The organism is Streptomyces rubradiris (assembly GCF_016860525.1).
Taxonomy (GTDB): domain Bacteria; phylum Actinomycetota; class Actinomycetes; order Streptomycetales; family Streptomycetaceae; genus Streptomyces; species Streptomyces rubradiris.
The window spans coordinates 345,587-368,920 of the sequence record NZ_BNEA01000007.1 but is presented as its reverse complement, the minus strand read 5'-3'; the positions used below and the strand labels follow the sequence as shown (position 1 = coordinate 368,920).

General features: G+C 72.4%; 23 protein-coding genes. 13 read left to right on the top strand and 10 right to left on the bottom strand.

Annotation, left to right across the window (positions count from 1 at the left end):
- Nucleotides 1-31 precede the first annotated feature (31 nt).
- Complete coding sequence (locus tag Srubr_RS10955) at nt 32-1,021, bottom strand: ScbA/BarX family gamma-butyrolactone biosynthesis protein (protein WP_189991110.1); 990 nt, start codon at nt 1,019-1,021, stop codon at nt 32-34.
- 121 nt (nt 1,022-1,142) lie between these two features.
- Between Srubr_RS10955 and Srubr_RS10950 the strand changes: the two genes are divergently transcribed.
- A complete protein-coding gene (locus Srubr_RS10950) occupies nt 1,143-1,820 on the top strand; it encodes a ScbR family autoregulator-binding transcription factor (protein ID WP_373313381.1) in 678 nt (225 codons plus the stop codon).
- A 61-nt stretch (nt 1,821-1,881) separates the two neighbouring features.
- On the opposite strand, the gene Srubr_RS10945 is transcribed toward Srubr_RS10950, so the two are convergent.
- The 4 genes from Srubr_RS10945 to Srubr_RS10930 all read right to left on the bottom strand — a co-directional run bounded on the left by Srubr_RS10945 (nt 1,882) and on the right by Srubr_RS10930 (nt 7,074).
- The gene (locus Srubr_RS10945; protein WP_189991106.1) at nt 1,882-3,207 is read right to left on the bottom strand and encodes a CARDB domain-containing protein; all 1,326 of its coding nucleotides are present in this window, start codon (nt 3,205-3,207) and stop codon (nt 1,882-1,884) included.
- 123 nt (nt 3,208-3,330) lie between these two features.
- Nucleotides 3,331-4,566 (bottom strand): hypothetical protein, encoded by a 1,236-nt coding sequence (locus tag Srubr_RS10940; RefSeq protein WP_189991104.1) that lies wholly within the window; start codon nt 4,564-4,566, stop codon nt 3,331-3,333.
- Nucleotides 4,563-5,846 (bottom strand): amidohydrolase, encoded by a 1,284-nt coding sequence (locus Srubr_RS10935; protein WP_229926504.1) that lies wholly within the window; start codon nt 5,844-5,846, stop codon nt 4,563-4,565. Before Srubr_RS10935 ends, Srubr_RS10940 begins: the two co-directional genes overlap by 4 nt.
- The gene (locus Srubr_RS10930; RefSeq protein ID WP_189991102.1) at nt 5,815-7,074 is read right to left on the bottom strand and encodes an MFS transporter; all 1,260 of its coding nucleotides are present in this window, start codon (nt 7,072-7,074) and stop codon (nt 5,815-5,817) included. Before Srubr_RS10930 ends, Srubr_RS10935 begins: the two co-directional genes overlap by 32 nt.
- A 174-nt stretch (nt 7,075-7,248) precedes the next feature.
- Here Srubr_RS10930 and Srubr_RS10925 point away from each other — a divergent pair, with 174 nt between their 5' ends.
- Together Srubr_RS10925 and Srubr_RS10920 are read left to right on the top strand one after the other, a co-directional pair.
- On the top strand, nt 7,249-8,316 hold the full coding sequence (locus tag Srubr_RS10925; protein WP_229926503.1) for an Lrp/AsnC family transcriptional regulator: 1,068 nt from the start codon (nt 7,249-7,251) through the stop codon (nt 8,314-8,316).
- A gap of 105 nt (nt 8,317-8,421) precedes the next feature.
- The gene (locus Srubr_RS10920) at nt 8,422-10,083 is read left to right on the top strand and encodes a cellulase family glycosylhydrolase (RefSeq protein WP_189991097.1); all 1,662 of its coding nucleotides are present in this window, start codon (nt 8,422-8,424) and stop codon (nt 10,081-10,083) included.
- A 388-nt stretch (nt 10,084-10,471) separates the two neighbouring features.
- On the opposite strand, the gene Srubr_RS10915 is transcribed toward Srubr_RS10920, so the two are convergent.
- The 3 genes from Srubr_RS10915 to Srubr_RS10905 all read right to left on the bottom strand — a co-directional run bounded on the left by Srubr_RS10915 (nt 10,472) and on the right by Srubr_RS10905 (nt 12,643).
- Complete coding sequence (locus Srubr_RS10915; RefSeq protein WP_189991095.1) at nt 10,472-10,684, bottom strand: hypothetical protein; 213 nt, start codon at nt 10,682-10,684, stop codon at nt 10,472-10,474.
- Between the two features lie 143 nt (nt 10,685-10,827).
- On the bottom strand, nt 10,828-11,214 hold the full coding sequence (locus Srubr_RS10910) for a DUF2267 domain-containing protein (protein WP_189991094.1): 387 nt from the start codon (nt 11,212-11,214) through the stop codon (nt 10,828-10,830).
- A gap of 97 nt (nt 11,215-11,311) precedes the next feature.
- On the bottom strand, nt 11,312-12,643 hold the full coding sequence (locus Srubr_RS10905) for an erythromycin esterase family protein (RefSeq protein ID WP_189991092.1): 1,332 nt from the start codon (nt 12,641-12,643) through the stop codon (nt 11,312-11,314).
- Nucleotides 12,644-12,864: 221 nt separating this feature from the next.
- On the opposite strand from Srubr_RS10905, the gene Srubr_RS10900 reads away from it, so the two are divergent.
- The 8 genes from Srubr_RS10900 to Srubr_RS10865 all read left to right on the top strand — a co-directional run bounded on the left by Srubr_RS10900 (nt 12,865) and on the right by Srubr_RS10865 (nt 19,081).
- The gene (locus tag Srubr_RS10900; protein WP_189991090.1) at nt 12,865-13,311 is read left to right on the top strand and encodes an SPW repeat protein; all 447 of its coding nucleotides are present in this window, start codon (nt 12,865-12,867) and stop codon (nt 13,309-13,311) included.
- A 164-nt stretch (nt 13,312-13,475) separates the two neighbouring features.
- Entirely contained in the window at nt 13,476-13,904 is a 429-nt protein-coding gene (locus Srubr_RS10895; protein ID WP_189991088.1) for a DUF2267 domain-containing protein, read from the top strand.
- Between the two features lie 419 nt (nt 13,905-14,323).
- Complete coding sequence (locus tag Srubr_RS10890) at nt 14,324-14,464, top strand: keywimysin-related RiPP (RefSeq protein ID WP_189991087.1); 141 nt, start codon at nt 14,324-14,326, stop codon at nt 14,462-14,464.
- Between the two features lie 90 nt (nt 14,465-14,554).
- Nucleotides 14,555-16,390 (top strand): asparagine synthase-related protein, encoded by a 1,836-nt coding sequence (locus Srubr_RS10885; RefSeq protein WP_229926502.1) that lies wholly within the window; start codon nt 14,555-14,557, stop codon nt 16,388-16,390.
- Nucleotides 16,391-16,422: 32 nt separating this feature from the next.
- Entirely contained in the window at nt 16,423-16,689 is a 267-nt protein-coding gene (locus Srubr_RS10880) for a lasso peptide biosynthesis PqqD family chaperone (RefSeq protein ID WP_189991085.1), read from the top strand.
- Nucleotides 16,690-16,797: 108 nt separating this feature from the next.
- On the top strand, nt 16,798-17,235 hold the full coding sequence (locus Srubr_RS10875) for a lasso peptide biosynthesis B2 protein (protein WP_189991083.1): 438 nt from the start codon (nt 16,798-16,800) through the stop codon (nt 17,233-17,235).
- Nucleotides 17,232-18,239, top strand: coding sequence for an ABC transporter ATP-binding protein (locus Srubr_RS10870; protein WP_189991081.1), 1,008 nt, complete (start codon nt 17,232-17,234; stop codon nt 18,237-18,239). The genes Srubr_RS10875 and Srubr_RS10870 overlap by 4 nt, the downstream gene beginning before the upstream one ends.
- A gap of 47 nt (nt 18,240-18,286) precedes the next feature.
- Nucleotides 18,287-19,081, top strand: a complete 795-nt coding sequence (locus Srubr_RS10865) for an ABC transporter permease (RefSeq protein WP_189991079.1) — start codon at nt 18,287-18,289, stop codon at nt 19,079-19,081.
- A 196-nt stretch (nt 19,082-19,277) separates the two neighbouring features.
- On the opposite strand, the gene Srubr_RS10860 is transcribed toward Srubr_RS10865, so the two are convergent.
- Nucleotides 19,278-19,916: a TetR/AcrR family transcriptional regulator gene (locus Srubr_RS10860; protein WP_189991076.1), complete on the bottom strand. Its 639-nt coding sequence runs from the start codon at nt 19,914-19,916 to the stop codon at nt 19,278-19,280.
- Nucleotides 19,917-20,098: 182 nt separating this feature from the next.
- Between Srubr_RS10860 and Srubr_RS10855 the strand changes: the two genes are divergently transcribed.
- Nucleotides 20,099-21,325: an MFS transporter gene (locus tag Srubr_RS10855; protein WP_189991075.1), complete on the top strand. Its 1,227-nt coding sequence runs from the start codon at nt 20,099-20,101 to the stop codon at nt 21,323-21,325.
- 83 nt (nt 21,326-21,408) lie between these two features.
- Nucleotides 21,409-22,368, top strand: a complete 960-nt coding sequence (locus tag Srubr_RS10850; protein ID WP_189991073.1) for a C45 family autoproteolytic acyltransferase/hydolase — start codon at nt 21,409-21,411, stop codon at nt 22,366-22,368.
- 22 nt (nt 22,369-22,390) lie between these two features.
- Here Srubr_RS10850 and Srubr_RS10845 read toward each other — a convergent pair whose 3' ends face one another.
- Nucleotides 22,391-23,275 carry an aldo/keto reductase gene (locus tag Srubr_RS10845; protein WP_189991071.1) on the bottom strand — a complete coding sequence of 295 codons (885 nt, stop codon included), beginning with the start codon at nt 23,273-23,275 and terminating at the stop codon, nt 22,391-22,393.
- Between the last annotated feature and the right edge of the window lie 59 nt (nt 23,276-23,334).

The following is a 23,334-nucleotide window of genomic DNA, read 5'->3' as shown; positions in this document are numbered from 1 at the left end:
TCACGCATAGCAGTCAAGCGATGACGTCAAGTTACGCTCGCAAGGGTGATTGGTAGTGCAGAACGCCGAAAGCGGGGCATTCGCCGTCCTGCTCGAACCGGAAGGTACAGGTGCGGTGGTGCGGCACGCACACGATCCGCGCGGGTGGCGAGAACTCGGTGAAGCGCAGCGCCGTCAGCCGGACACCGGTGGGCCGGGACAGGGCCCCGTCGCTCGCCAGCGCGGCGGCCTGGCGCGCCGCCTCCAGCAGCACCATCCCGGGCACGTGGTCGGTGGCATGGTCGAAGAAGAAGGGATGCCAGGGGTCGGCCGCGTCCACCAGCACCTCCTGCGGGTCCGGCCGGTCCCGGCGGCGTCGGCCGTCGCCGCCGGGACCGGCGCGTCCCGAGTGGCCGGCGCAGCCGATGACCACGTCCCGGGCATGGGGCACACCGAGCCGTGCCGGGTCGGGCCGGAGCAGCCCGGCCGACGCCGGGGGTTGGCAGGTGCCCGTCAGCGGACCGCGCAAGGCGGCATACCGTTCGGAGGAGAGGAGCCGGGCACCGCCGCCGGCCCTCGCGAATACCGCGCCGCCGGCCAGGAACTCCGCGTGCAGCCGCATCCCGGCGATGGCCCCGTCGGAACCGGAGCGCAGCCCGGTGACCCGCACCCGGCAGGTGACCTGGGTGGCGCTGTGGGAGGCCCGTGGCTGCGCTCCGGGTTCCGTGGTGAAGAACACGTCGGTGATCAGCATGCGGGTGTCCACCGGGACGCCGAGGTAGCGCAAAGGGATGAAAATACCCAGCTGCCGTAACGTCTCCACCACCATCAGCGGATGATGTACGGCATGGCCGTCGACCGGAAAGGTGGGATGCGACCGCGACCAGCAGGCGGCCGCCAGGAAACGCGTCGAGTCGACGCGTAGCACGTCGGTGAGCAGAACCTCCGCCACGGACGCCCGGTGGACCAGTTCCCGGGGGACCGTGCGCGACCAGCTCAGGTCCCGCGGCTCTGCGGCGGTGCCACGGATTCGAGCGTCCATTCCCCCAGCAGACCGCAGTTCGGCGCGTTCCGCACACCGACTCGACAGTCCGGGCGGGCTCGGGTACTACATTGCCTAGCGGCAGGTGAGGTACGAGAACCTCGGAAAAAGGTTGCGACGCGTGCGAGCGAATCTGACACGGCGGACTCTGCTGGAAACCGCGGCACAATTGTTCGATGAACGGGGTTATGCCGGGACCAGCATCAGCGATATCAGCGCACTTTCCGGGCGCACCAGCGGCGCCATCTATTTCCATTACGCCAGCAAGGAGAAACTGGCCCTCGCCGTGGTCGAGGAGCACTTCGCGTCCTGGCCGCGCATGATCGAACACCATCGCTCCACGGGCCGCCCGGCCCTGGAGAAACTGGTGGCGCTGAGCTTCACCGTCGCCCGCGCCTTCCGGGACGATGTCGTCGTACGGGCCGGCTCACGCCTGTGGATGGAACGCAAGGCGATCGCCGCTCCGCTGCCCACGCCGTTCGTCGACTGGATCGAGGTCGTCACCGAACTCCTCGCCGAGGCACGCGCCAACGGCGAACTCGCCGACGGCGTCGATCCGGTGCCCGCCGCGCACAGCGTGGTCTGCGCGTTCTTCGGCCTCCACACCGTCTCCGACGCCCTGGATGGCCGCGAGCACATCGAGCAGCACCTGCACGACCTGTGGCGGCTGCTCCTCACCGCGCTCCAGGCCCACCCGGACCCGGCGCTGCTCGACCGTGTCCACGCCGCCCGGACCTCCCCTTCCCCGGGGGAGCGGCCGCCGGTCGACGAGGCGGTGCTCACCCGCGCCGAGGCGTAGCCGGTCACAAGAGAGGGAACCGCGAGCGGGGCAGGCCGCCGGCCTGCCCCGCTCCTCGCCGTCAGGCGGACGGGTTGACGGTCACCGTCGTGGAGTTGTTCCCGCTGTCCGGGTCGAAGGCGAAGGACGTGCCGTAGTCGGGACGGGCGACGACACGGCCCGTCGCGTCGGGAACGACCCGGTCGACGCGCAGCTGGAACGGGAAGCTGACGTCCAGGCCGGGCTTGGCCCACATCGGCAGGGTGCAGGCGTAGTGCGACGACCCGGCGGCGTTGCAGGTGTCCGGCACGGACGTGGCGGTGGTGCCCTCCGGGAGGTAGAAGTCGATCACGGCGACCGGGTCACCGGAACTGACGTTGCCGACCCAGGCCGGGCCCCCGTTGGTGAAGCGGAAGGCGGCGGTGACGGTGTCCCCGGCCCGGCCGCTCACCTGGGTGCCGTGCACCGCGAAGTCGGCGGTGTTGCGGGCGTTGATGCTCCAGGCCTGGTAGTTGTCCGAGACGTCGAGGTCGGTGGCGCCGCCGCCCGGCTGCACCTCGTAGTCGAACCGCTCGTACAGCGCGTGGCCGGTCACGGCGAGCCGCAGCGGCTCCGGCAGTTCCACCGTGGCGCCGGGCGCGATGTCGGTGTCGAAGGAGCACGTCACGTGCGTCATGGGCGTGTACTCGTTGCCGTCGGCGTCCGGCCCGACGTAGGCGCACTGCGGGTACCGGGTGGCGATGTCGAGGCCGTACGTCGCCCACAGCTTCACGCTGAAGCCGTGGGCCGCCTGGTCACCGGTGTTGGTGACGGAGAACGGCACCGTGAGGGTGGTCCCGGGCACCACGTCCCGCACGCTCTGCGAGGCGCTGACACCCAGGTCCGGGCCGGAGCCGACGGTGAGGAAGGTCTCCGAGCGCGGGGCGACGAGCTTGCCGTCGGGCCCGCCGGTGGCCTCCGCCGAGTACTCGATCGCGCCCTGCACCGCGCCGACGCCGGTGCCGGCGGCGGCCCGCACCTTCAGCTCGACCTGCCGGGTGTAACCGGTGGGCACGTCCCCGGTGTCGCACACGGCGACCGTACCGGCGTCGTCCGGCACGCAGTTGTCGGGCCAGACCACGTCGACCGCCCCGGCCAGCCCCGAGACATCGACGGTCAACCGGCCTTCGGTCACGGTGAAGTTGGAGTTGTCGTGGTACAGGCCGAGCGCCAGCGACCGGTACTCCCCGGCAGCGCCGTCCGCGCCCACGGTGACCGCCTGCTCGTACGGCGCCTGGATCCACAACTGGTCGGTCTGCGGCTCGTCGGCGAAGGCGACCCCGCTGCCGAGACCGGCGACCAGCAACGCCCCAACGGCTCCGGCGCACGCGCCACGACGCAGCACACGGCCGACGGAGACAGAACTCATGACATCTCCCGGATCGGAAAGAAGTGAAGCCCGGCGCGGTGTTCCGCACCGGGCTCCCCTTGGACGGCCGGCCTGGCCGAAAGGTTGTAACCGGCCTGCGCAGACCCGGCGTTCCACACCGCTTCAGAACCCCGGGCAGGCCTCCGGCCCCGACTCGGCGAGCACACTCAGGCCGCAATAGGCCGCCTCGGGGTAGTACGGGCCCATCACTTCGGCGGTGCGGGCCGTGTCGCTCCCCGCGGGCACCCGCTGGATCGCCTCGGCGAAGCCCGGCGCGGCCACCATGTTCCGCAGGATCAGCAGGTGCCGGGCGGTCGGTGTGGCCGAGGACAGCGGCAGGAAGGTGACCCCGGGCACGCGCTCGACGACCGCCCGCTGCTCCTCCGTACCGACGGCATAGGTGTAGGTGCCGGCCGGGGAGAGACGGGTGTCGAAGTCCGCGCGGCAGCCGGGGTCCACCCCGCCGTCGGGCAGCGGGTTGGCGACCACCTCGCCCGGCCCCCACCACAGGTTGTCGCACATCGACCAGTACCGGACCTGGGCGTTCCCGGCGGGCCAGGGCCGGGCGTGGTCCCCGGCGGTCGCGGTGGGCGCCTTGCCGCGGACGACGAGGACCTGTCCGGCGGGCGGCGCGTCGAAGCCGGCGCTCAGATACGCGTTGTCCGGATTGGGGTAGAGACCGGCACCGCCCGACCGGGAGAAGGCCGGCGGGGGCGGGGTGCCCTCCCCGGCCGGGGACGGGGGCCCGGAGGGCGTTCCGGCGGCGGGAGAGCCGGGGGACAGGGCGTCCGCGCACGTCCCCACCCGGACGCGGTGCCCGTCCTGGACGAAGGTGACCTTCGGCAGGCGGAACTTCCCGTGCGGCAGGTAGATCCGGTAGACGACGGTGCCCTCGGCGCCTTCCGGGGTGCCGGCGGGGGCGAGCGGCAGGGCGTTGGGCCGGCCCGCGGGTGTGTCCGTGACCGTGACGGTGAACTTGCCGCCGGGACGGGCGGGTCGGCGGTACGGGTTGCCGCTGCCCCGGTCCGGGAGGAGCTGGTGGTCGGTCAGCGCGGACGGGGTTCCGTCCGGGCCCGGGAAGCTGCTGCGCCGGGCGTCGTAGGTGGCGACGGAGGCGTAGCGGGCGTCCGGGAAGCGGCCGTCGAGCCGGATGGCCAGACCCTTGCGCACGGTGTACCGCAGCAGCCAGTACCGGGCATTGGTGTCGGGGTAGGCGACGTTGGACGTCTGGTAACCCAGCGGCTCCCAGGCGCAGTCGGGCACCGTGGGCACGGGGGCGCCGGCCCGCGCGGCGGCCGCGGGGGCGGCTCCCGACAGGGCGAGCACGGCGGCGAGGAGAACGGGCTTCCAGCACTTCATGCGGCTGTCCTTCCGGTCCGGGGGGCCAGCCAGGACGCGGCGGCGGCCAGGAGGTGGCGTACCCCGGCGGCGACGGCGTGCCGGTCGGAGGGCGCGTAGTGCGGGGAGTGGTTCGTGGCCGTGCCCGGCGGGAGCGTGCCGCGTTCCAGCGCGGCCACCGCCGCCTCGTCGAAGTCCCCGGGATCGGCGCCGCCGAAATGGAAGAACACCGACGGGCACCCGGCCGCCGCCGCGAACCGGCCGAAGTCCTCGCTGGCCGAGAGTGGAGCACGCAGGGTGTGCCCCAGGGCACCCGCGGCGCCCACGGCCGCGAGGACGCGCTCGGTGGCGGCCGGGTCGTTGACCGTCAGGGGGAAGGAGTCGTACGTCGTGATGTCCGGCGTACGGGTGGCGCCCTGGGCGTCGGCCTCCGCGTCGACGACGCGCCGGATGCCGGCCAGGACCTGCTCGCGGGTCTGCGCGTCGAACGTCCGCAGGCTGCACAACAGTTCGGCGGTGTGCGGGATGACGTTCGCCACGGTGCCGGAGTGCAGGGCCCCGACCGTGAGGAGCGGTGACGGGGACAGCGGCGCCAGGCGGGCGGACAGGGTCTGCAGCCGCAGCACCACGGCCGCCGCCATCACGATCGGGTCGACGGCGAGATGGGGGGCGGAGGCGTGCGCGCCCGCGCCGTACAGGGTGACGCGGAGGCTGTCGGCCGCCGCCATGAGGGGGCCGGGCCTGGTCGTCACCACACCGGCGGGCAGCGGGCCCACGTGCTGGCCCAGCACCACCTCGGGCCGGGGGAAACGGTCGAGGACACCGTCGTCCAGCATGGCCCGCGCGCCGTGGCCCACCTCCTCGGCGGGCTGGAAGACGGCCACCACGGTTCCGCTCCAGGCGCCGGGGTGGGCGGCGAGCTGCCGGCAGACCCCCAGCAGGGCGGCGACGTGCACGTCATGGCCGCAGGCGTGCATCAGCCCCGGCTCGACGGAGGCGTACGGGAGTCCGGTCTCCTCCCGCACGGGCAGGGCGTCCATGTCCGCCCGCAGCCAGACCACCGGCCCCGCGCCGTTGCGCAGGACGGACACCACACCGGTCCGGCCGACCCGCTCGGTGGTCTCCCACCCGCCGATGTCCGCCAGTTCCCGGACGACGGCGGCGGCGGTACGGCGCTCCTGGAAGGCGAGTTCGGGATGGGCGTGCAGATCGCGGTACACCTCCTCCCAGTGCGGGAGGTGAGCCGCGAGGCCACGGCTCAGGCCGGTCTCAGGCGGGGCGGGCGGCAGCGGAGGTATCACTGTCGTCCTCCTTCGGGGTGTCGGTGACGACGGCGCGCAGACGCGCCAGGAAACGGGGGGAGGTCTGGGGCACCCAGAGCACGGCGGCGACGGCGAGCACGGGACCCGCGAGCAACGACCAGAACGCGGTGCGGTAGGAGAAGGCGTCGACGATGTGACCGAACAGGGTCGGCACGATGATGCCCGACAGCTGGCCGCCGAAGAGGATGATTCCCGAGGCCGCTCCCGTCAGGCCCGGCGGAAGGCTGCGCAGGGGCACCGAGAAGCACGGCATGTAGCACAGGCCGACGGCCCCGCTGACGAGCGTGCCGACCGCCACGAACTGGGCCAGTGTGGTGGTGAGCGGCAACAGGACGAGCAGGCCGGCCGCCACGCACATGGCCGGGACGACGATCCGCCGGGGGCGCCCCTCGAACCTGTCGCTCAGCCGGCCCCCGATGACGGCGGCGACCGCCGCGAGCAGGGTCGGCGCCAGGGACACCAGCCCCGCGTCGGCCACCGCCAGACCGCGCTCCTCCATCAGGAAGGAAGCGCTCCAGCTGTTGAGCCCCCACACGACGACGTCGTAGGCGAGGAACATCACCGCGAAGCCCCAGACGACCGGGGACCGCAGCAGGGCGGTCGCGGCTCCCTTCGGCTGCCGCAGAGTCGGGCCGGTCTGTTCGGCGGGCAGCGGTGCGGGCAGCCCGTGCCGGATCGCGACCACCACCAGCAGGCCCAGCACGGACACGGCCGCGAACATCACCCGCCAGTCCCAGCGGGCCAGCAGCAGCCCGCCCAGTACGGCGGCCAGCAGCCCGCCGACCGCGTTGGAACTCTGGATCCAGCCGTTGGCCGTCAGCCGCTGCTCGGGCAGGCTGCGCCGGCTGAGGGTGTCGATGGCGGCGGCGGGGAACAGGCCCTGGGCCACGCCGAAGAGACAGCGGAAGACCACGAGCGCGGCGAACGACCAGGCGACGGCGGTCAGTCCGGTGAAGACCGACCACAGGACGAGGGCCGCGCACACCACCCGCGCACCGCCGAAGCGCGCGGCGACCAAACCGGCGGGGATCTGCGTCAGCGCGTAGGTGACGAAGAACGAGGAGAGGATCACGCCCCGTTCCGCGTGGCCGAGACCGAAGGTGTCACCGATCGACGGCAGTGCCAGATTGATCACCTGCCGGTCGATGTAGTCGACGGCCCAGGCGGTGAACAGCAGGACCGCGGTGGTCCGGGTGGTTCTGAGCAAGGGGTCCTCCCGCCGTGCGAGGCGACGCTTGGCGGACACCCTGCACCGTCCGCCGCTTCGCACCGCGCAATCGCAGGATTCCGGCTCGTGCGGGGACTTGGCGCCGGAATCCGGCAACCCGGTTACGGGCCGGGGCTCTTCATCCGGGCCGTCCGTGCTGACAGGATGAGACGCGTGCCGCCCACCGACACCGCCCTCCCGGACACCCCCGACGGGCTCGACGAGACCGACCTGGCCCTGGTCGAGGCCCTTCAGCTGGGGCCGCGCGCCACCTGGGCGCAGATCGCCTCCGTCATCGGCATCGACGCCACCACCGCCGCGCGCCGCTGGCGGCGGCTCAGCGCCGGCGGCCTGGCCTGGATGACGGCCTACCCGGCGCAGCACGCCTCGGTCGTCGGTTACGTCGATCTCGCCTGCGCGCCCGGCGCACTCGACGCGCTGACCACCGAACTGTGCCGCTGGGGACCGGTGTTCAGCGTGGAACGCACCACGGGCGACCACTCCTTGTTCCTGGGCGTGGCAGCGTACGACCTGCCGTCCCTGGACGACTTCGTCACCGGACGGCTGGGACGGCTGGACGGGGTGCGCTCGGTACGGCTGAGCATCTGTACCCGGGTGTACCGGGAGGGCAGCGGATGGCTGGTGCACACGCTCAACGAACGCCAGCGCACGCATCTCACCGGCGGCGACAGCCGTACGCGTGCACGGCCCGGCGGCGGACCGCACGAGGGCGACCGCAGGCTCCTGCGCGCGCTCGGCGCCGACGCCCGCCGCGGCCACGCCGAACTGGCGCGGGAGTGCGGACTGAGCGAGACGACCGTACGCCGGCGGCTGGCGCGCATGATCGCGGGCGGTGAGGTCTACTTCCGGTGCGACCTCACCCAGCAGCTGGCCGGCTGGCCGGTCATCGCCACGTTCCGTATCGCCGCCCCGGGACCCGGCACCGAGGCCGTGGCACACGCGCTGGCGGGACTGCCGGAAACCCGGCTGTGCGCGTCGGTCACCGGGCCGGACAACCTGCTGCTGTCCGTGTGGCTGCGCTCGCCCGCCGACTGCCTCACCCTGGAGGAACGCATCCTGCACCGCCATCCCGGGCTGCGGATCGGCGAGCGGAGCATCACCCTGCACACCGCCAAGCGCATGGGCAGGCTGCTGGACCGATGGGGCCGCGCCAAGGCCCACGTCCAGATCACGGCGGCACCGCAGACGGGGGCCTTGGAGAACGGTCGCGCCGAGAACTGAGGTCCCCTTTCCGTCCAGCCCCTTGACGTGCCCTGTGGTAACTGGCTGTATGGGAGCGCTCCCACATGTTTTCGGCCGACTTGTTCACCCACTCATGGAGCCGCAGTGAGAACAACGACAAGTACGACCCCGAGGAACCCGGTCACCGTACTGCTGGCCGCCGTGGTCGCCGTGCTGGGCCTGCTCGCCCTCGCCCCGGCCCCCGCCCACGCCGTTTCCCGGCCGGCCGCCGCCGCGACCGGGCTGCACATCGGCAACGGCCGCCTCCTCGAAGGCAACGGGAACGACTTCGTGATGCGCGGCGTCAACCACGCGCACAACTGGTACCCGGGCGAGACCCAGTCGCTGGCCGACGTCAAGGCGCTCGGGGCCAACACCGTGCGCGTCGTCCTCTCCGACGGCCACCGCTGGTCCCGCAACAGCCCGCAGGACGTCGCGACCGTCATCCAGGACTGCAAGGCCAACCGCCTGATCTGCGTCCTGGAGGTGCACGACACCACCGGCTACGGCGAGGACTCCGCCGCCGGCACGCTCGACCACGCCGCCGACTACTGGATCAGCCTCAAGGACGTCCTGGCCGGTCAAGAGGACTACGTCGTCATCAACATCGGCAACGAGCCGTGGGGCAACACGAACCCGGCCGGCTGGACCGAGCCCACCATCGCCGCGGTCAAGAAGCTCCGCGCGGCGGGCTTCCAGCACACGATCATGGTCGACGCGCCCAACTGGGGCCAGGACTGGCAGGGCGTCATGCGCGCCAACGCCCGCACGGTCTACGACGCCGACACCACCGGCAACCTCCTGTTCTCGATCCACATGTACAGCGTCTACGACACCGCGCAGGAGATCACCGACTACCTCAACGCCTTCGTCTCCGCGAAACTCCCCATCGTCATCGGTGAGTTCGGCGGACCCGCCGACCAGTACGGCGACCCGGACGAGGACACCATGATGGCCACCGCCGAGCGGCTCGACCTCGGCTACCTGGCCTGGTCCTGGAGCGGCAACACCGACCCGGTGCTCGACCTCGCGATCGACTTCGACCCGGCCCGGCTCAGCTCCTGGGGCCGGCGCATCTTCCACGGCGCCAACGGCATCGCCGCGACCTCGCGCGAGGCCACGGTCTTCGGCGGCACCGCCCCCGACACCCAGGCCCCGACGGCACCGGGCACCCCGACCGCCTCCGCCGTGTCGCCCACCTCGGTCACCCTGACCTGGCCCGCGGCCGATGACAACGTTGGCATCACCGGCTACGACGTGGTCCGCCTCAACGGCACCACGGAGACCACGGCCGCCTCCACCACGACCACCACGGTCACCGTCTCCTCCCTGACCGCCGACACGACGTACACGTTCGCGGTGTACGCCAAGGACGCCGCCGGCAACCGCTCAGCCCGGTCCGCGGCGGTCACCGTCAGGACGGAGAAGGGCACCGGAACCCCCGGCGCCGGCTGCTCCGTGCGCTATCGCGTCACCGGTGAATGGCCCGGCGGCTTCCAGGGCGAGATCACCATCGGCAACACCGGCACCGCCGCCATCAACGGCTGGACGCTGGGCTTCAGCTTCCCCGACGGCCAGAGCATCAGCAACATGTGGGGCGGCACCCCGACCCAGAACGGCGCCTCGGTGACGGTCGCCGCGGCCTCGTACACGTCGACGGTCCCCGGGGGCGGCTCGGTCACGGTCGGTTTCACCGGCGGCAGGTCGACCACCAACACCTCGCCCACCGCGTTCACCCTCAACGGCGCTGCCTGCACGACCATGTGACGGGCCTGCCTCGGCCCCCGTGGATGTCCCACGGGGGCCGACACGTCGTGCCGGACGGTCCTCCTCTTGCGTGGAACCACCGTCCGCGGAAGGGGAACCCGTGCTGCCGGCGGGCATCACCCCGGTGACCGGCGCCGCCCGCGACCATACGACTCAGGCATACGTGGGGAGAGATCGTGCAATCCCGCCCCGCACACCGGCGCGGCGGCGGACGGGACACTCGGCGGGGCGGCCACGGACACCCCGCCCCACCCGGTGCGGATTCGCCCCCGGCACCGGGACCGGCGGAGCCCCACTGATCATGGACGTGCTGGCGCGCGCCGGTCTCCTGGGCAATCTCCCGGCTCGCGCGCGCCAGACCTTCCAGCCGGCCGGCGGCCGGCCGCGGTCACCCGGCGCAGCCGACATCCAGTACCTCGACCACGTCGTCGTGGACGGTGTACACCAGCCAGCACCATTCACCGAAGGCCGCGGCGAGATCCGGGACCTGGGCCCGCCGGTCCTCGGAGACGGCCGTGATGAGCATGATGATCTCTTCGTGCATGTCGTCCGGGACGTCGAACAGCACGTTGGCGGCCCGTTGAATGAGTTCGATTTTCATGGCGTCCACCCGTGGACGGGAGGATTTCCCGTGGTGTGCAGATGTATACCGGGGGCTGGGACTGTCACGGAAGTGGGAAACAGGGCCCGTCAACATGGTAATTCCGCCGGCCCCGGCCGGAGCCGGTGAGACCTCGCACGCGGTCAGGCCGGGCCCGGCCTGCCGAACAGGTCCGCGTAGCCGGCCGGCAACTGTGACAGCAGGTGGTCGACCTCCGCGCCCGGCACGGCGTCCGCGACGGTGGACAGGACGGCGCCGGCGTCCCACTCGGCGGTCCGGGGCCGGGCGCCGGTCTGCTCGGCCACGCGCCGCAGGAATTCCTCACGCCCGAGGGCCTCCGGCCGTTCCGGGTGGACGTGCAGGACGTCGTCCAGCGGCGCGGGCAGCCGTGCCGCCAGGTCGTCCGCCTCCTCCGGCGAGATCCGCGTGGCGAGCACCCGCAGCACCGACGTACTGATGTGCTCGGCCTCCTCCTGGCTGCGGTACTCGCCTCGATCGCGGACCTGCGCCAGAAAATCCACCAGCTTCACTGTGCCCTCCTCGCACTGGTTCCTTCGGCACGCCTGGGAGACGGCCGGCACGAGACCCGGCGCGAGACGACAGCGTCGTCTCCAGGCCCCGTCGGCCTCACACCCCGGCGGGCCAGGTCTCCACCTCAGGGCTGGCCGCGGCCGTCGGGCGCAACGGGGTGACGGCCCGGGTGTGGTCGAGATAGCAGAAGGCGTCGTAGCGCTCGGCCAGGACGGTGGGAACGTAGTTGCCCACGCGTTCGTACCGCGGCTGGTAGACCACCCCGATGGCCCGGTGGCCGCGCTCCTCGTGGTACCACGCGCGCCGGCCGGTGGCCGGCGGCCGCTGGAACTGCACAGGGGGGAAGACGAAGAGGGCCCGCTCGCCCGGCAGCGCCGTGTGCAGCAGGTCCTCCAGGCTGCCGGTGTGCGCGGGCGGCACCTCCATGACCCGGGGCACGCCGCCCCAGGCGTCCGCGGCGATCACCGTGCCGGTGTACGAGCCGAAGCCGACCAGCGCCACGCCCGCGCCCATGTGCCGTTCGCGGACCAGCTGACCGACGTTGATCTCGCCGATGTCGGCCATGTCCGTGGCGCGGGCGTCCCCGACGTGGGTGTTGTGTTCCCACACCACAGCCTTGGCGCCGGGGCCGTAGTGCTCCATCAGCCGGTCCAGCGTGTCGACCATGTGCCGGTCGCGGATGTTCCAGGAGTCCGGGCCGCTGTCCAGCATGGCCCGGTAGTAGCGCTCGGCACCGGCCAGCACCTCGGCGTTCTGCCGGGCGGCGAACTCAGTGAGCGAACCGTCCAGGGAGGCCGTCCGCGCGGCGCTGTGCCGTGCCTCCGTGAGCAGGGAGATCACCTCCCGCTCACACCCTTGGGGGACATACCGTGTGGCCAGCGCATACTCCTGCGGGTCCTCGGCGTACGGCTCGAAGCAGCGGTACGCGTCCAGAGCGGGCCGCACCCGCTCGGGGTCGTGCTCGCGGAGATGGGCGAGGACGGCGTGCAGCGACTCCCACAGGCTGTAGACGTCCAGCCCGAAGAAACCGACGCGCCGCTCAGTGGGCAGCCCCTGGTTGTGCCGGCGCAGCCACCGGGCGAAGGCCGCGACCTCGGCGTTGCCCCACATCCACGTCGGCCAGCGGCTGAAGCCCGCCAGCACCTCTCCGGGGTCCTCGGGCGCGCCCGGGGACGCGACCACCGAGCAGTGCACGGCGTGGCAGTCGGGCCAGTCGCCCTCCACCGCGACGAAGGAGAACCCCTTCTCCTCGATCAGCCGACGGGTCAGTGCGTCACGGAGCCGGTAGTAGTCGGCGGTGCCGTGGGACGCCTCGCCCAGCAGGACGTAGCGGGCGTCGCCGATGCGGTCCAGCAGGGGGTCCAGGGAGCCCGGATCGGTCAGCGGCAGGGCCGCCGCCCGAATGCGGGCCTGTTCGGTGTCGGGCACGGCTCGCCTCCCTTCCACGGGGTGCACCACCGGGTCCCCGCCGCCCCACGCGCTGAAACCCGAGGTCACCGTGGTGCTCACGGTGTCCGGGGGGCGGGTGCGCACAGGAGGGTGTGATGTGAATCACAGTGCTGGGTCCGTGGGTGTTGCTTCGCTCACTCAAGTGGGGGAATTCGGATAAAAAGAACATAAGCCTCAATGCTGGAGAGGAGACGACGCCCATGTCGTATCCGCAATACTCCACCGGCATGACCGGACACCCCGAGATGGCGGAGATGCGGGAGCGGCTCGAACGCACCGCCTCCACCGGCAGGGCGATCGCCCTCGAAGGGCTGATCCTCCTGACCGGTCTGTACGTCGCGATCTCGCCGTGGGCCGTCCACTTCGCGGGCCTGCGGAACATCACCGCCAACAACCTGATCGTCGGCATCACCATCGGCCTGATCGGTCTCGGCCTGGCCCTCGTGCCGGAGCGGATGTTCCGTCTGGCCTGGGCGCTGGTACCCCTGGGCGTCTGGCTCCTGATCTCGCCCTGGGTGGTCACCGCCACGCACGGCGCACGGGCCGGTGTCATCTGGAACAACGTCCTGACCGGCGTCATCACCATGGCGCTCGGCCTGGCGGCCATGGGCCTCACCATCGGCGTCGCCCGCCCGGAAAAGCGCTGAGACGAGGAGCGTGCCGCACCCGGCGGGTCCGGCACGCCCCCGATCCGGCGGCACGCCCCCCGATCCGGCCGCACGCCGACCGATCCGGCCGCACGGTCCCCTCCCCGCCCCTCCATGCCGACGCGCCCCTCCATGCCAAGGCGCACGGATTGGAAGGTAAGACGATGCCCACCACCCGCTCATCAGACTTCGAGCACGCCATCCACAGTGCGAACATCTGGCTCAAGGCGGTCGCGGAAGCCCTGGGAACGGACGACCGCCATCTCGCCCACCGGGTCCTGCGCACCTGGCTGCACACCCTCCGGGACCGGCTCACCGTCGACACGTCGGCCCATCTCGCCGCACAGCTCCCCGAACTGCTGCGCGGCGCCTACTACGACGGCTGGACCCCGAGTTCCGTTCCCATCAAGTACGACATCGACGGCTACGTGAACCGCTTCGTCCAGGAAGCCAAGGTCGACGCCGAGGACGTGCCGAAGATGGCCGCCGCCGTCACCACCGTGGTACGCGACCACGTCTCGCCCGGCACGCTGGAGTCGGCACTGGACCAGCTCCCGAAGGACATCTGCGGCCTGCTGCTGCAGCCGGCCTGAACCGGGCGGGCCCGCGACCTCCTGAGGGCGAGTCGGCCGGGCATCCGTGACCCACGGCCCGCCATGACGCGCCTGGTGGCCGCGCTCCTGAAGGGTTGAGAGGCGGAGCGGGGGCCCTGCGGAACGGTCCGCAGGGCCCCCATGGCATGCGCGGAAACTCTCCCGCGCGCGTGGTGCGGGGCGGCCGGTGATGTGCGCGGGCACACGAATGGCGAGACGTAGTCACTTTCCGTGGTGAGTGGTGCGGTTTTGTCAGGGTTGTGCTGCACCTTCATTCGTGCGGTGTGTTTATACGGTTCAGCCGGTTATCCCACGCCGGTTCGGTCATCACCGTTGCGGGACCGGACCCCGCATGCCGGCGGACGGGGCGCCGGCCCACACCCCTTCGGACTCAAAGGACACGGAAGGAGGTGACAGATATGGAGAACCGCGAAGAGGTCTACGAGGCGCCGATGCTGAGCGAGGCCGGAGACTTCGCCGAGGTCACCCTCGGCTGGCCGTGGGGCAACCGCTACGACGGAGGGCTGCCGCCGTACTGGCGTTTCCCGTACGGCCAGTGAGCCCGGTGCTGTGAACCCGGTGGGCACGCGCGACGCGCGCGCCCACCGGGCGCGGGGCCGCCCGACCTGTCAGTGAGGGGAAGGAGTGCCGTGGACGACTGGTGGGTGATGCTGCCGGACTCACCGGCCGCCGCCGCTGTCGCGGAGCGGCTGTGCCGGGAGGGCGTGCGCCGGGTGCCGCACGCCTCCGGACGGCCCTGGCTGGTGGGCCGTTGGGACGCCCGGCAGGAGGTGTCGGCGCGGGCGGGCGAGGCAAGGATCGTGCTACTGGGCCGGAGCACCGCGCAGGCCGGGACGCTACGGCGGCGGATCGAGCGGGTGCGCCGGCCCGCGGAGGCGGAACGGGCCGTGACGGGCCTGGCGGGCAGCTTCCATGTGCTGGCCTCGGTGGGCGGACGCGTGTGGGCACGCGGTACGGCATCAGCCGTACGCCGTGTCTTCACCGCGCACATCGACGGCGTACCGGTGGCGGCCGGCCGTGCCGATGTGCTGGCCGCCCTGTCGGGCGCGGACCCCGACCTCGGGGCGCTCGCCGTGCGGCTTCTCCACCCGCCGGTGGCCTCCACGGTCCTGGCCGAGCGCACCTACTGGCGCGACGTGCGCGCCGTACCCCCGCAGGAGGCGTTGGTGTGGGAGCGCGACGGGCGCCGCGGGCCCCGGGCCCGCTGGTGGAGTCCCCCCGAACCGCACCTGTCCCTGACGGAGGCCGCGGCCGAGGTGCGTACGGCCCTGACGGACGCGGTCGGCACCTGTACGGCCGGTGGCGGCACGGTCAGCGCCGATCTCTCCGGAGGGCTGGACTCGACGAGCCTGTGCTTCCTGGCCGCCCGGGAAGCGGACCGGCTGGTCACCGTGCACTGGGAGGGACGGGACCCGGACAACGACGACGCCCTCTGGGCCGCGCGCGCCCGCGAGGCGCTGCCGTCGGCCACCCACCTGGTACTGTCCGGCGAGGAGTCACCCGACTGGTTCGCCGGCGTCGGCGGGTTACGGCTGCCCGGCGAGGAACCCTGCGCCTGGGTACGGGACTTCGCCAAACAGACCGACCTGCTGCGGCGGGTCGGGGAGCACGGCTCCCGGCTCCATCTGAGCGGTGGTGGCGGCGACGAGATGTTCACGCCGTTCCCCTGCCACCTCCAGGACCTGGCCGCCACCCGGCCGTGGCGGGCGTGGCAGCTGCTGAGCCGGCAACGCCACCAGTGGCGCGTCGGCCACCTCTCGGTGGCCCGCGGCGTCCTCGGACGGACCTCCTACCGGCGGTGGCTGCTGGACGCCGCCGGACACGTGGCGCTCGCGCCGCCGACGGGCCTCACGAGCATGCTCGGCTGGCAGCCCGAACCCCGCGCACCGGGCTGGGCCACCCCCGAGGCGGTGGCGATGATGACGGACGCGTTGCGCACCGCGGCGGCCGACAGCCCCGAACCGCTCGCGCCCCAGCGGTCCGTGCACTGCGCGCTGCAACAGGTCCGGGAGGGCGGCAACACGATCCGCGTACTGAACCAGACGCTGGCCGGCCCGGATCTGGCCCTGCCCTACACCGACGACGCGGTCGTCACCGCCGCCCTGTCGGTCCGCCCGCTGGAAGCCGTACGGCCCGGTGCGTACAAACCGCTGCTGGGCGCCGCCCTGTCCGGCATCGTGCCCGCGCACCTCCTGGCCCGCCCGGGCAAGGGCCCGTACGACGCCGACTTCTACCACGGGCTGCGCCGCCACCGCGGGGAGCTGCTGGCCCTGACCGAGGACTCGCTGCTGGCCGAAGCCGGACTGGTCGACGCCGAACGGCTGCGCCGCGCCCTGCACCACCATGCCGCCGCCGCCGAACTCGACCCGCTGCTCCACACGTTGGGCTGCGAGGTGTGGCTCCGTGCGCTGGACGACGACGGCCCGGCCCCGGTGCCGTACCCGCCGGCCGCGCGAGCACGGTGAACAAGGGGTACGGCGATGGAAGGAGCGCGTTGATGTCCGTATCCCTGTCCCTGGCCGCGTACGTGACCGCGGTCGACACCGACGGCGGGGCCATGGTCCTGCTGGACGAACGCACCGGCACCTACCGGCAGTTGAACCCCACGGGTGCGTTCGTCCTCCGCCTGCTGCTGCGGGGCGCCAGCACCGGGGACGCCGCCGCGGCCCTGGCGGAACGCTATCCGCAGGCCGTCGCGCGCGCCGCGGAGGACGTCGCGCGCCTCGTGGAAGCCCTGCGGCGGGCCGGACTGCTGCGTGACTGAGCCGCCCGGCATCATCCGTTCCCCGGCCACCGGGAGCCCGGAGCGGGTCCGGGAGCCCGGAGGACGCCTGAGACAGACACCTTCGCCACCGCACCAGGAGCCATCACCATGACCGACCCCGTCGGAGCACCCCAACCGGCCGTCGTCCCACGGCCGCGCCGTCTGCTCGCCCTGCTGGCCGTGGCCGCCGCCCGTCCGCTGGCCGGCGCCGGACCGCGCCGCATCCGCGCCGTCCTGCACCTGCTGCGCCGCGGAGCCGTCCCCGCCACCCGGCAGCAGGCCGCCGCGGCCCGGCAGGCCGTCATCACCGTCAGCCCGCGCTGCGCCGCCGACCGCAGCTGTCTGCAACGCTCCCTGGCCACCGCCCTGTTGTGCCGGGCGTGGGGGGCCTGGCCCACCTGGTGCACCGGCGTGCGCACCGAACCCTTCCGTGCCCACGCCTGGGTCGCCGTCGGCTCCGAGCCCGTGGGCGAACCGGCACACGAACGCGGCTACACGCCCGTCATCACCGTCCCGCCCCTGCCGCTCACCGGGAACCGCTCATGACCGGACGCCCGAGCCCCACCACGGACACCACCGCCGCCCGGGGAACCCGCCGCGCCCTGCCGTACGCGGTCCACACCCGGGGACTGGCCAAGACCTATCCCGGCGGCCAGGACGCCGTACGGGGCGTGGACCTGACCGTCGCGACCGGCGAGATGTTCGCCTTCCTCGGCCCCAACGGCGCGGGGAAGTCCACCACCGTGTCCATGCTGTGCGCGCTGAAGAGGCCCAGCGCGGGGGAGGCCTGGGTCGCCGGGGCGAACGTGCTCACCGAATCGCACCTGGTGCGCCGCCGCGTCGGCGTCCTCTTCCAGCACAGCGCCCTGGAGCGCGACCTGACCTGCGCCCAGAGCCTGCAACTGCACGCGCGCCTGCACGGTCTGTCCCGCTCCGACGCCCGCTCCCGCACCGGCCAGGTGCTGAGCGCCGCCCGGCTCGCCGAACACCGGCACGCACGCGTACGCACCCTCTCCGGCGGCATGCGCCGCCGCCTCGACATCGCCCGCGCCCTGCTGCACGAACCCCGCGTGCTCTTCCTGGACGAACCGACCGCCGGACTCGACCCGCCCGCCCGTGCCCGCCTGTGGCAACACCTGCGCCGTCTGCGGGAGGACGAACGCATCACCGTCTTCGTCACCACGCACTACCTGGAAGAGGCCGAGTACTGCGACCGGCTCGCCATCATCGACCACGGCCGCATCGTCGCCCACGGCACGCCCGCCGGCCTGAAATCCGCCCTCGGCCAGGAGACCGTACGGTTGCGCACCAGCGACAACCGGCGGGCCGCCGCCCTGCTCAGAACCGACCACGGCCGCACCGCCTTCGACGGCTGCGAGGAGGTCACCGTGCCGGTGACCGACAGCGCCGAGTGGCTGCCCAGGCTGTGCGCCACCCTCGGCGCACACGGCATCCACATCCATACGGCCACCGCCACCGTGCCGACCCTGGACGACGTCTTCTTCCACCACACCGGCCGCCCCTTCGACCCCGAGAGCGGCACCCCGTGACGACGGCACGCGTCCCGTCCAGGGCGGGGCACGCCGGGGAGGGCGGCGTGCGTCAGGAACTGCGCGCCGTCCGCGCGCTCATCACACGCGACTGGCTACGGCTGGTCGCCAACCCGACGAACACCGTGCTGATGCTCCTGCAGCCCCTGCTGTTCCTGCTCGCCTTCGGCGGCGGCCTGTCCGCGCTCGTCCCCGACAGCGCCGTCGGCGGCCAGTACCGCGCCTTCCTCTACCCCGGCATCCTGCTCATGGCCATCCAGGCGCCGGCCGTCAGCGTGGGCATCCGCCTGATCACCGACCGGTACAACGGCAACGTCCGCGAGCTGCTGGTGACCCCCGCCCGCCGGTCGAGCCTGCTGTGCGGGATCTGCCTCGGCGGCTGCGCCACGGCCACGGCCCAGGGCGCCGTCCTGCTCGCCCTGGCACCGGCCGGCGGACTGCCCTACCGGCCCCTGCTGCTCGCCGGCCTCCTCGCGGAACTGGCCCTGGCCTCCTTCACGGTGACCGCGCTCGCCCTCGTACCGGCCGTACACACCCGGGGGCCCGAGACCTTCAGCACGCTCCTGGCACTGACCAGCGCCCCCCTGCTCTTCGGATCGGGTGCCCTCGTTCCCCTGTCCACCCTGCCCTCCTGGGTGTCCACCGCGGCCGCCCTCAACCCGCTCGCCTACGCCACCGACCTCCTGCGCCGCACCGCCGGCCCCACCACTGCGGCCGGCGTCCACTGGGGCACCTGGCAGCCACCGCCGGCCCTGGAGGCGGGCGTCCTCCTGCTGACCGCGATCACCGCCCTCCTCTGCACGGCCCACCGCTTCGGCAGCACGGACGACGACGTGACCTGACCCGACCCTCAGGGCCCTCCGCAGCCGGGCCTGCGCCACGTCAGCGAGTACCGACGCAGCACATGCCGTCGACAGCGCACACCGGGCAACAGCCGCAGCGCCGTGGCCCGGACCTGCCCGACCAGCCCGTAGCGGCGCCTCTGTCCCCCCGCTGAGCGGCAGCGGTGGTGTCGATCAGCGGTTGTGGCAGGCGAGTTCAGCCGTGCGTCAGAGCGGGCGCGTACGTGTGGTCGCCCAGGGCGCGGTGTACCAGTTCGAGGACCATGGCGGTCACGCGGCGCTCGTCGATGTCGGCCCTCTCGTCCCCCTGGCCGATGAGGTCGTCCAGCAGGCCGTCGGACGCGTGGTAGGCCATGCGGAACGCCACGCGGGTGTCGCCGGCCCGGAACGCGCCGGCGTCCGTGCCCTCTTCGACGAACGCGCACATCAGGTCGATGACCCGCTGGTTGGCCTGCCGGCACAGCTCCAGGGCCTTGGCGTTGGCCGAACCGTAGACGATCCGGTGCAGTTCGGCGTTCGCGATGGCGTGCCGGACGAGGGCGCCCATCACCCGGTCGATGGTGGGCCACCAGCCGTCGCTCTCGTCCAGGATCTCCTGCGCGGTGGAGACGATGGCGTCGACATAGCGCTCCCACAGCGCGCCGAGCAGGTGGTCCTTGGACTCGAAGTACAGGTAGAAGGTGCCCTTGCCGATCTCGGCCGCGTCCGCGAGTTCGGAGATGGTGGCGCGTTCGAAGCCTGTTGTGCCGAACACGCGTTGCCCTGCGCGCAGGATGTCGTCCCTGCGGTCGTCGGGGCTCTTGGTGACCCGCTTCCTCCGCGTCGTCGCCGGCATGCCCACCTCCGTTCACGCGGTGTCGTGGCGCCCTGTAGGGGCTGCCCAATATATCTGACCGCCGGTCGCTTCCCTTCCATTGACTGACCGTCGGTCATTTGTTTGACTGACCGCCGGTCACACACGTCCGGCCGAAGCGCCGCGACGACGCACCCCCGCGACACCGACCCGAGGACCACGAGATGACCACGCACGGCCTGACGGCCTCCACCGAACCCAAGACCGTCCCGCGCAGCCCGGCCCGATTCTGGGCCACCGCCTACACGCTCCTCTGCCTGCTGACCGGCACCAACCTGCCCACCCCTCTGTACCGCGGCTACGAGCGCGAGTTCGGCTTCTCCCCGCTCGTGGTCACGCTGATCTTCGCGGTGTACGTCGCCTCGCTGATCCCCTCCTTACTGATCGCCGGCCCGCTGTCCGACTCCGTGGGGCGCCGCGCCGTACTCCTGCCGGCCGTGGTACTGGCCGCCCTCGGCTCGCTCGCCTTCGCGCTCGCCGACGACGTCGGCTGGCTCTTCGCCGCCCGCCTGCTCCAGGGCCTCGCCGTGGGTGCCGCCTCCGGCGCGCTCACCGCGGCACTGACCGAGCTGGAACCCCGTGGCGACCGGGGCCGGGCCGCGCTGGTGTCGACGGTCGCCTCCGTCGGCGGGCTGGGGGCGGGCCCCCTGATCGCGGGCCTGCTCGCCGAGTACGCCCCCTGGCCCTACGTCCTGCCCTACGCCCTGGAGATCGTGCTGCTGGTCCCCGCGGCCATCGCCATGGCCACCCTTCCCACCACCCGGCCCACGACCCGCTGGCGCCCCCGCCGCCCCACCGTCCCGGCCGCGATGCGCGGGCTGTTCCTCTCCAGCGGCACGGCGTGCTTCCTCGCCTTCTCCGTGATCGGGCTCTTCCTGAGCCTGGTGCCGACCTACGTCACGAAACTCTCCGGCAGCGACAACCTGGCCCTGGCCGGCGGTGCCGTCACGCTGATGCTCGCCTGCTCCGTACTCGCCCAGATCGCGGCAGCGGGGCGCCGGGCACCCGGCGTCCAGATCACCGGCCTGGTCGTACTGGCCGCCGGCCTGGTGCTGCTCGCCGTGGCCGGCGGCCTCTCCTCCCTCCCGCTGCTCCTGGCGGCCACCGTCGTCGGCGGCGCCGGCCAGGGACTGGCCTTCCTCGGCGGCATCACCAAGATCAACCGGGCCGCCCCCCAGGGCAGGCACGCGGACGTGCTCTCCAGCTTCTACGTCGTCGTCTACCTCGGTGTGGGCGTCCCCGTCATCGGCGTCGGCCTCCTGGCCACGACCACCGGTCTGCTGACGGCCGTGCAGCTCTTCACCGCCCTGGTGTCCGCGCTGTGCCTGCTGGACGCGGCCGTGCTGTTCCGCAGGCGCATGACCGGACGCGGCGCGAACGGTCTGCCGTAGCCGACCCGCCCCTGTGCGCTGATCCACTGACGAAGCGTGCGGCCATTGAAGCAAGGGCTGGAAATGGAGTTGAGTGCTGCCTCATGACTCAGTACATCAAGACATTCCATGCCATCGAGATCGGTGACGGTGGTGACGGGCGATGGGCCGAACGCGTCCGGCCGGCCATGGTGGGCGCGCCGGACTGGCTGACCGAGCAGGGACGGACTCCCGAGGGTGCGGCCCGTGCCCGGCGGCTCTTCGAGGAGCACATGCCCGAACTGGTCCCGGCACTCGACCGGCTCGCCGGCCAACTGCCCTCACCGCAAGCCAGAACTCTTCTCACGATGGCAGAGGTGCGGCCGTTCTTCTCCGGCTGCACCCAGATCGGCCGCGAGGGCACCCTGCTCAGGAACTACGACTTCGCTCCCGAACACTGCGAAGGAACCATCGTCTCCTCCCGCTTCCTGCGTCCTGTGATCGGTATGCAGGAGGCCGGGTGGGGGCTGCTGGACGGCATGAACGACGCGGGCCTCGCGGTGTCGCTCACCTTCGGCGGGAGGTACGTCCACGGGCCGGGATTCGCTCTCCCCATAGTGCTGCGCTATCTGCTGGAGACCTGCCGGACCGTCGATGACGCGCTGGACAGCCTGCGCACCATACCCATCGCGATTCCGCAGAACGTCACCCTCGTCGACCCGGGCCGGACCGTGACGGTCCACGTCGGACCCGACATCCCGCTGACAGAGACGCCGGACTCCTGCGCGGCCAACCACCAGCACCTGCCGGTGCCGGACGAACAGGAACGAGTCACCCGCACACAGGCGCGGCTGGCCGCCGTACGGGCGACGGGCATCGATGTCGCGGCGATGCTACGACCGCCGCTGTACCAAGGCGCGTACGACGAGTGGCTGGGCACGGTGTACACGGCCGAGTACCGTCCCGAGGAGGGCCGTGTGACCTACCACTGGCCCGAAGCGAGCTGGGAGCACTCCTTCGACGGCTTCTCCCCGGGCACCCTCACCGTCACCTTGGGGCTCCCGGACGGAACTGACAACAGCTGACGGCTGGAGCGCCCAAGCGCGTTCAGGACGGCATTTCGCTCTCCAGCCATGCCAGTTCCGCCTCGCTCAGCCTGATCTCCGTGGCCTGCGCCGAGTCGGTGATGGAGGCCGGGCGGCCGGCCCCCGGCAGCGGGATCACGGCCGGGGAGCGGGAGAGCAGCCAGGCCAGGGCGACCCGCTGTGGACTGACCCCGTGCCCGGCCGCGACGCGGTGGAAGGCGGTGTCGTGGGAGGTCGGGCCGGAGGGGCCGTCGAGGGAGCTGCGGGAGATGCCGCCGAGGGGGCTCCAGGGCAGGAACGCCAGGCCCAGCTCGGCGCTGAGCCGCAGCTGGGGCTCGCTGTCGCGGACCGCGGGCGAGTACTGGTTCTGCACGGAGACCAGTCCGTCGCCGAGGATCGCGTGTGCCTCGCGGATCTGGGCGGTGGTGACGTTGGAGATGCCGGCGGCGCGGATCGTGCCCGCGTCGAGGAGTTCGCGCAGGGCTCCGACGGACTCCGCCCAGGGCACGGCCGGGTCGGGCTTGTGCAACTGGTACAGGCCGATCGCCTCGACGCCCAGCCGCTTGACGGACGCTTCGGCGGCGCGCTTCAGGTGTTCCGGGGTGCCGGTGACCGTCCAGCTGCCGTCACCGGGCCGGCCGCGACCGCCCTTGGTGGCGATCAGGACGTCGGAGGTGTCCCCGCCGTAGCGGGCCAGGGCGCGGGCGATCAGCAGCTCGTTGTGGCCGGCCTCGCCGGCGTGCCAGTGATAGCTGTCGGCGGTGTCGATCAGCGTGACGCCGGCGTCGAGGGCGGCGTGCACGGTGGCGACGGCCCGCCGCTCGTCCGGGCGGTTCTCGATGGACAGCGGCATGGCACCGAGGCCGATGGCGCTGACGGTGGCGTCTCCGATGGTGCGGTACTGCACGGTGGTTGGTGTCCCTTCGAGCGGCGGGGGATGAGACGAGGGTTCGGGCAGCGGCGGCA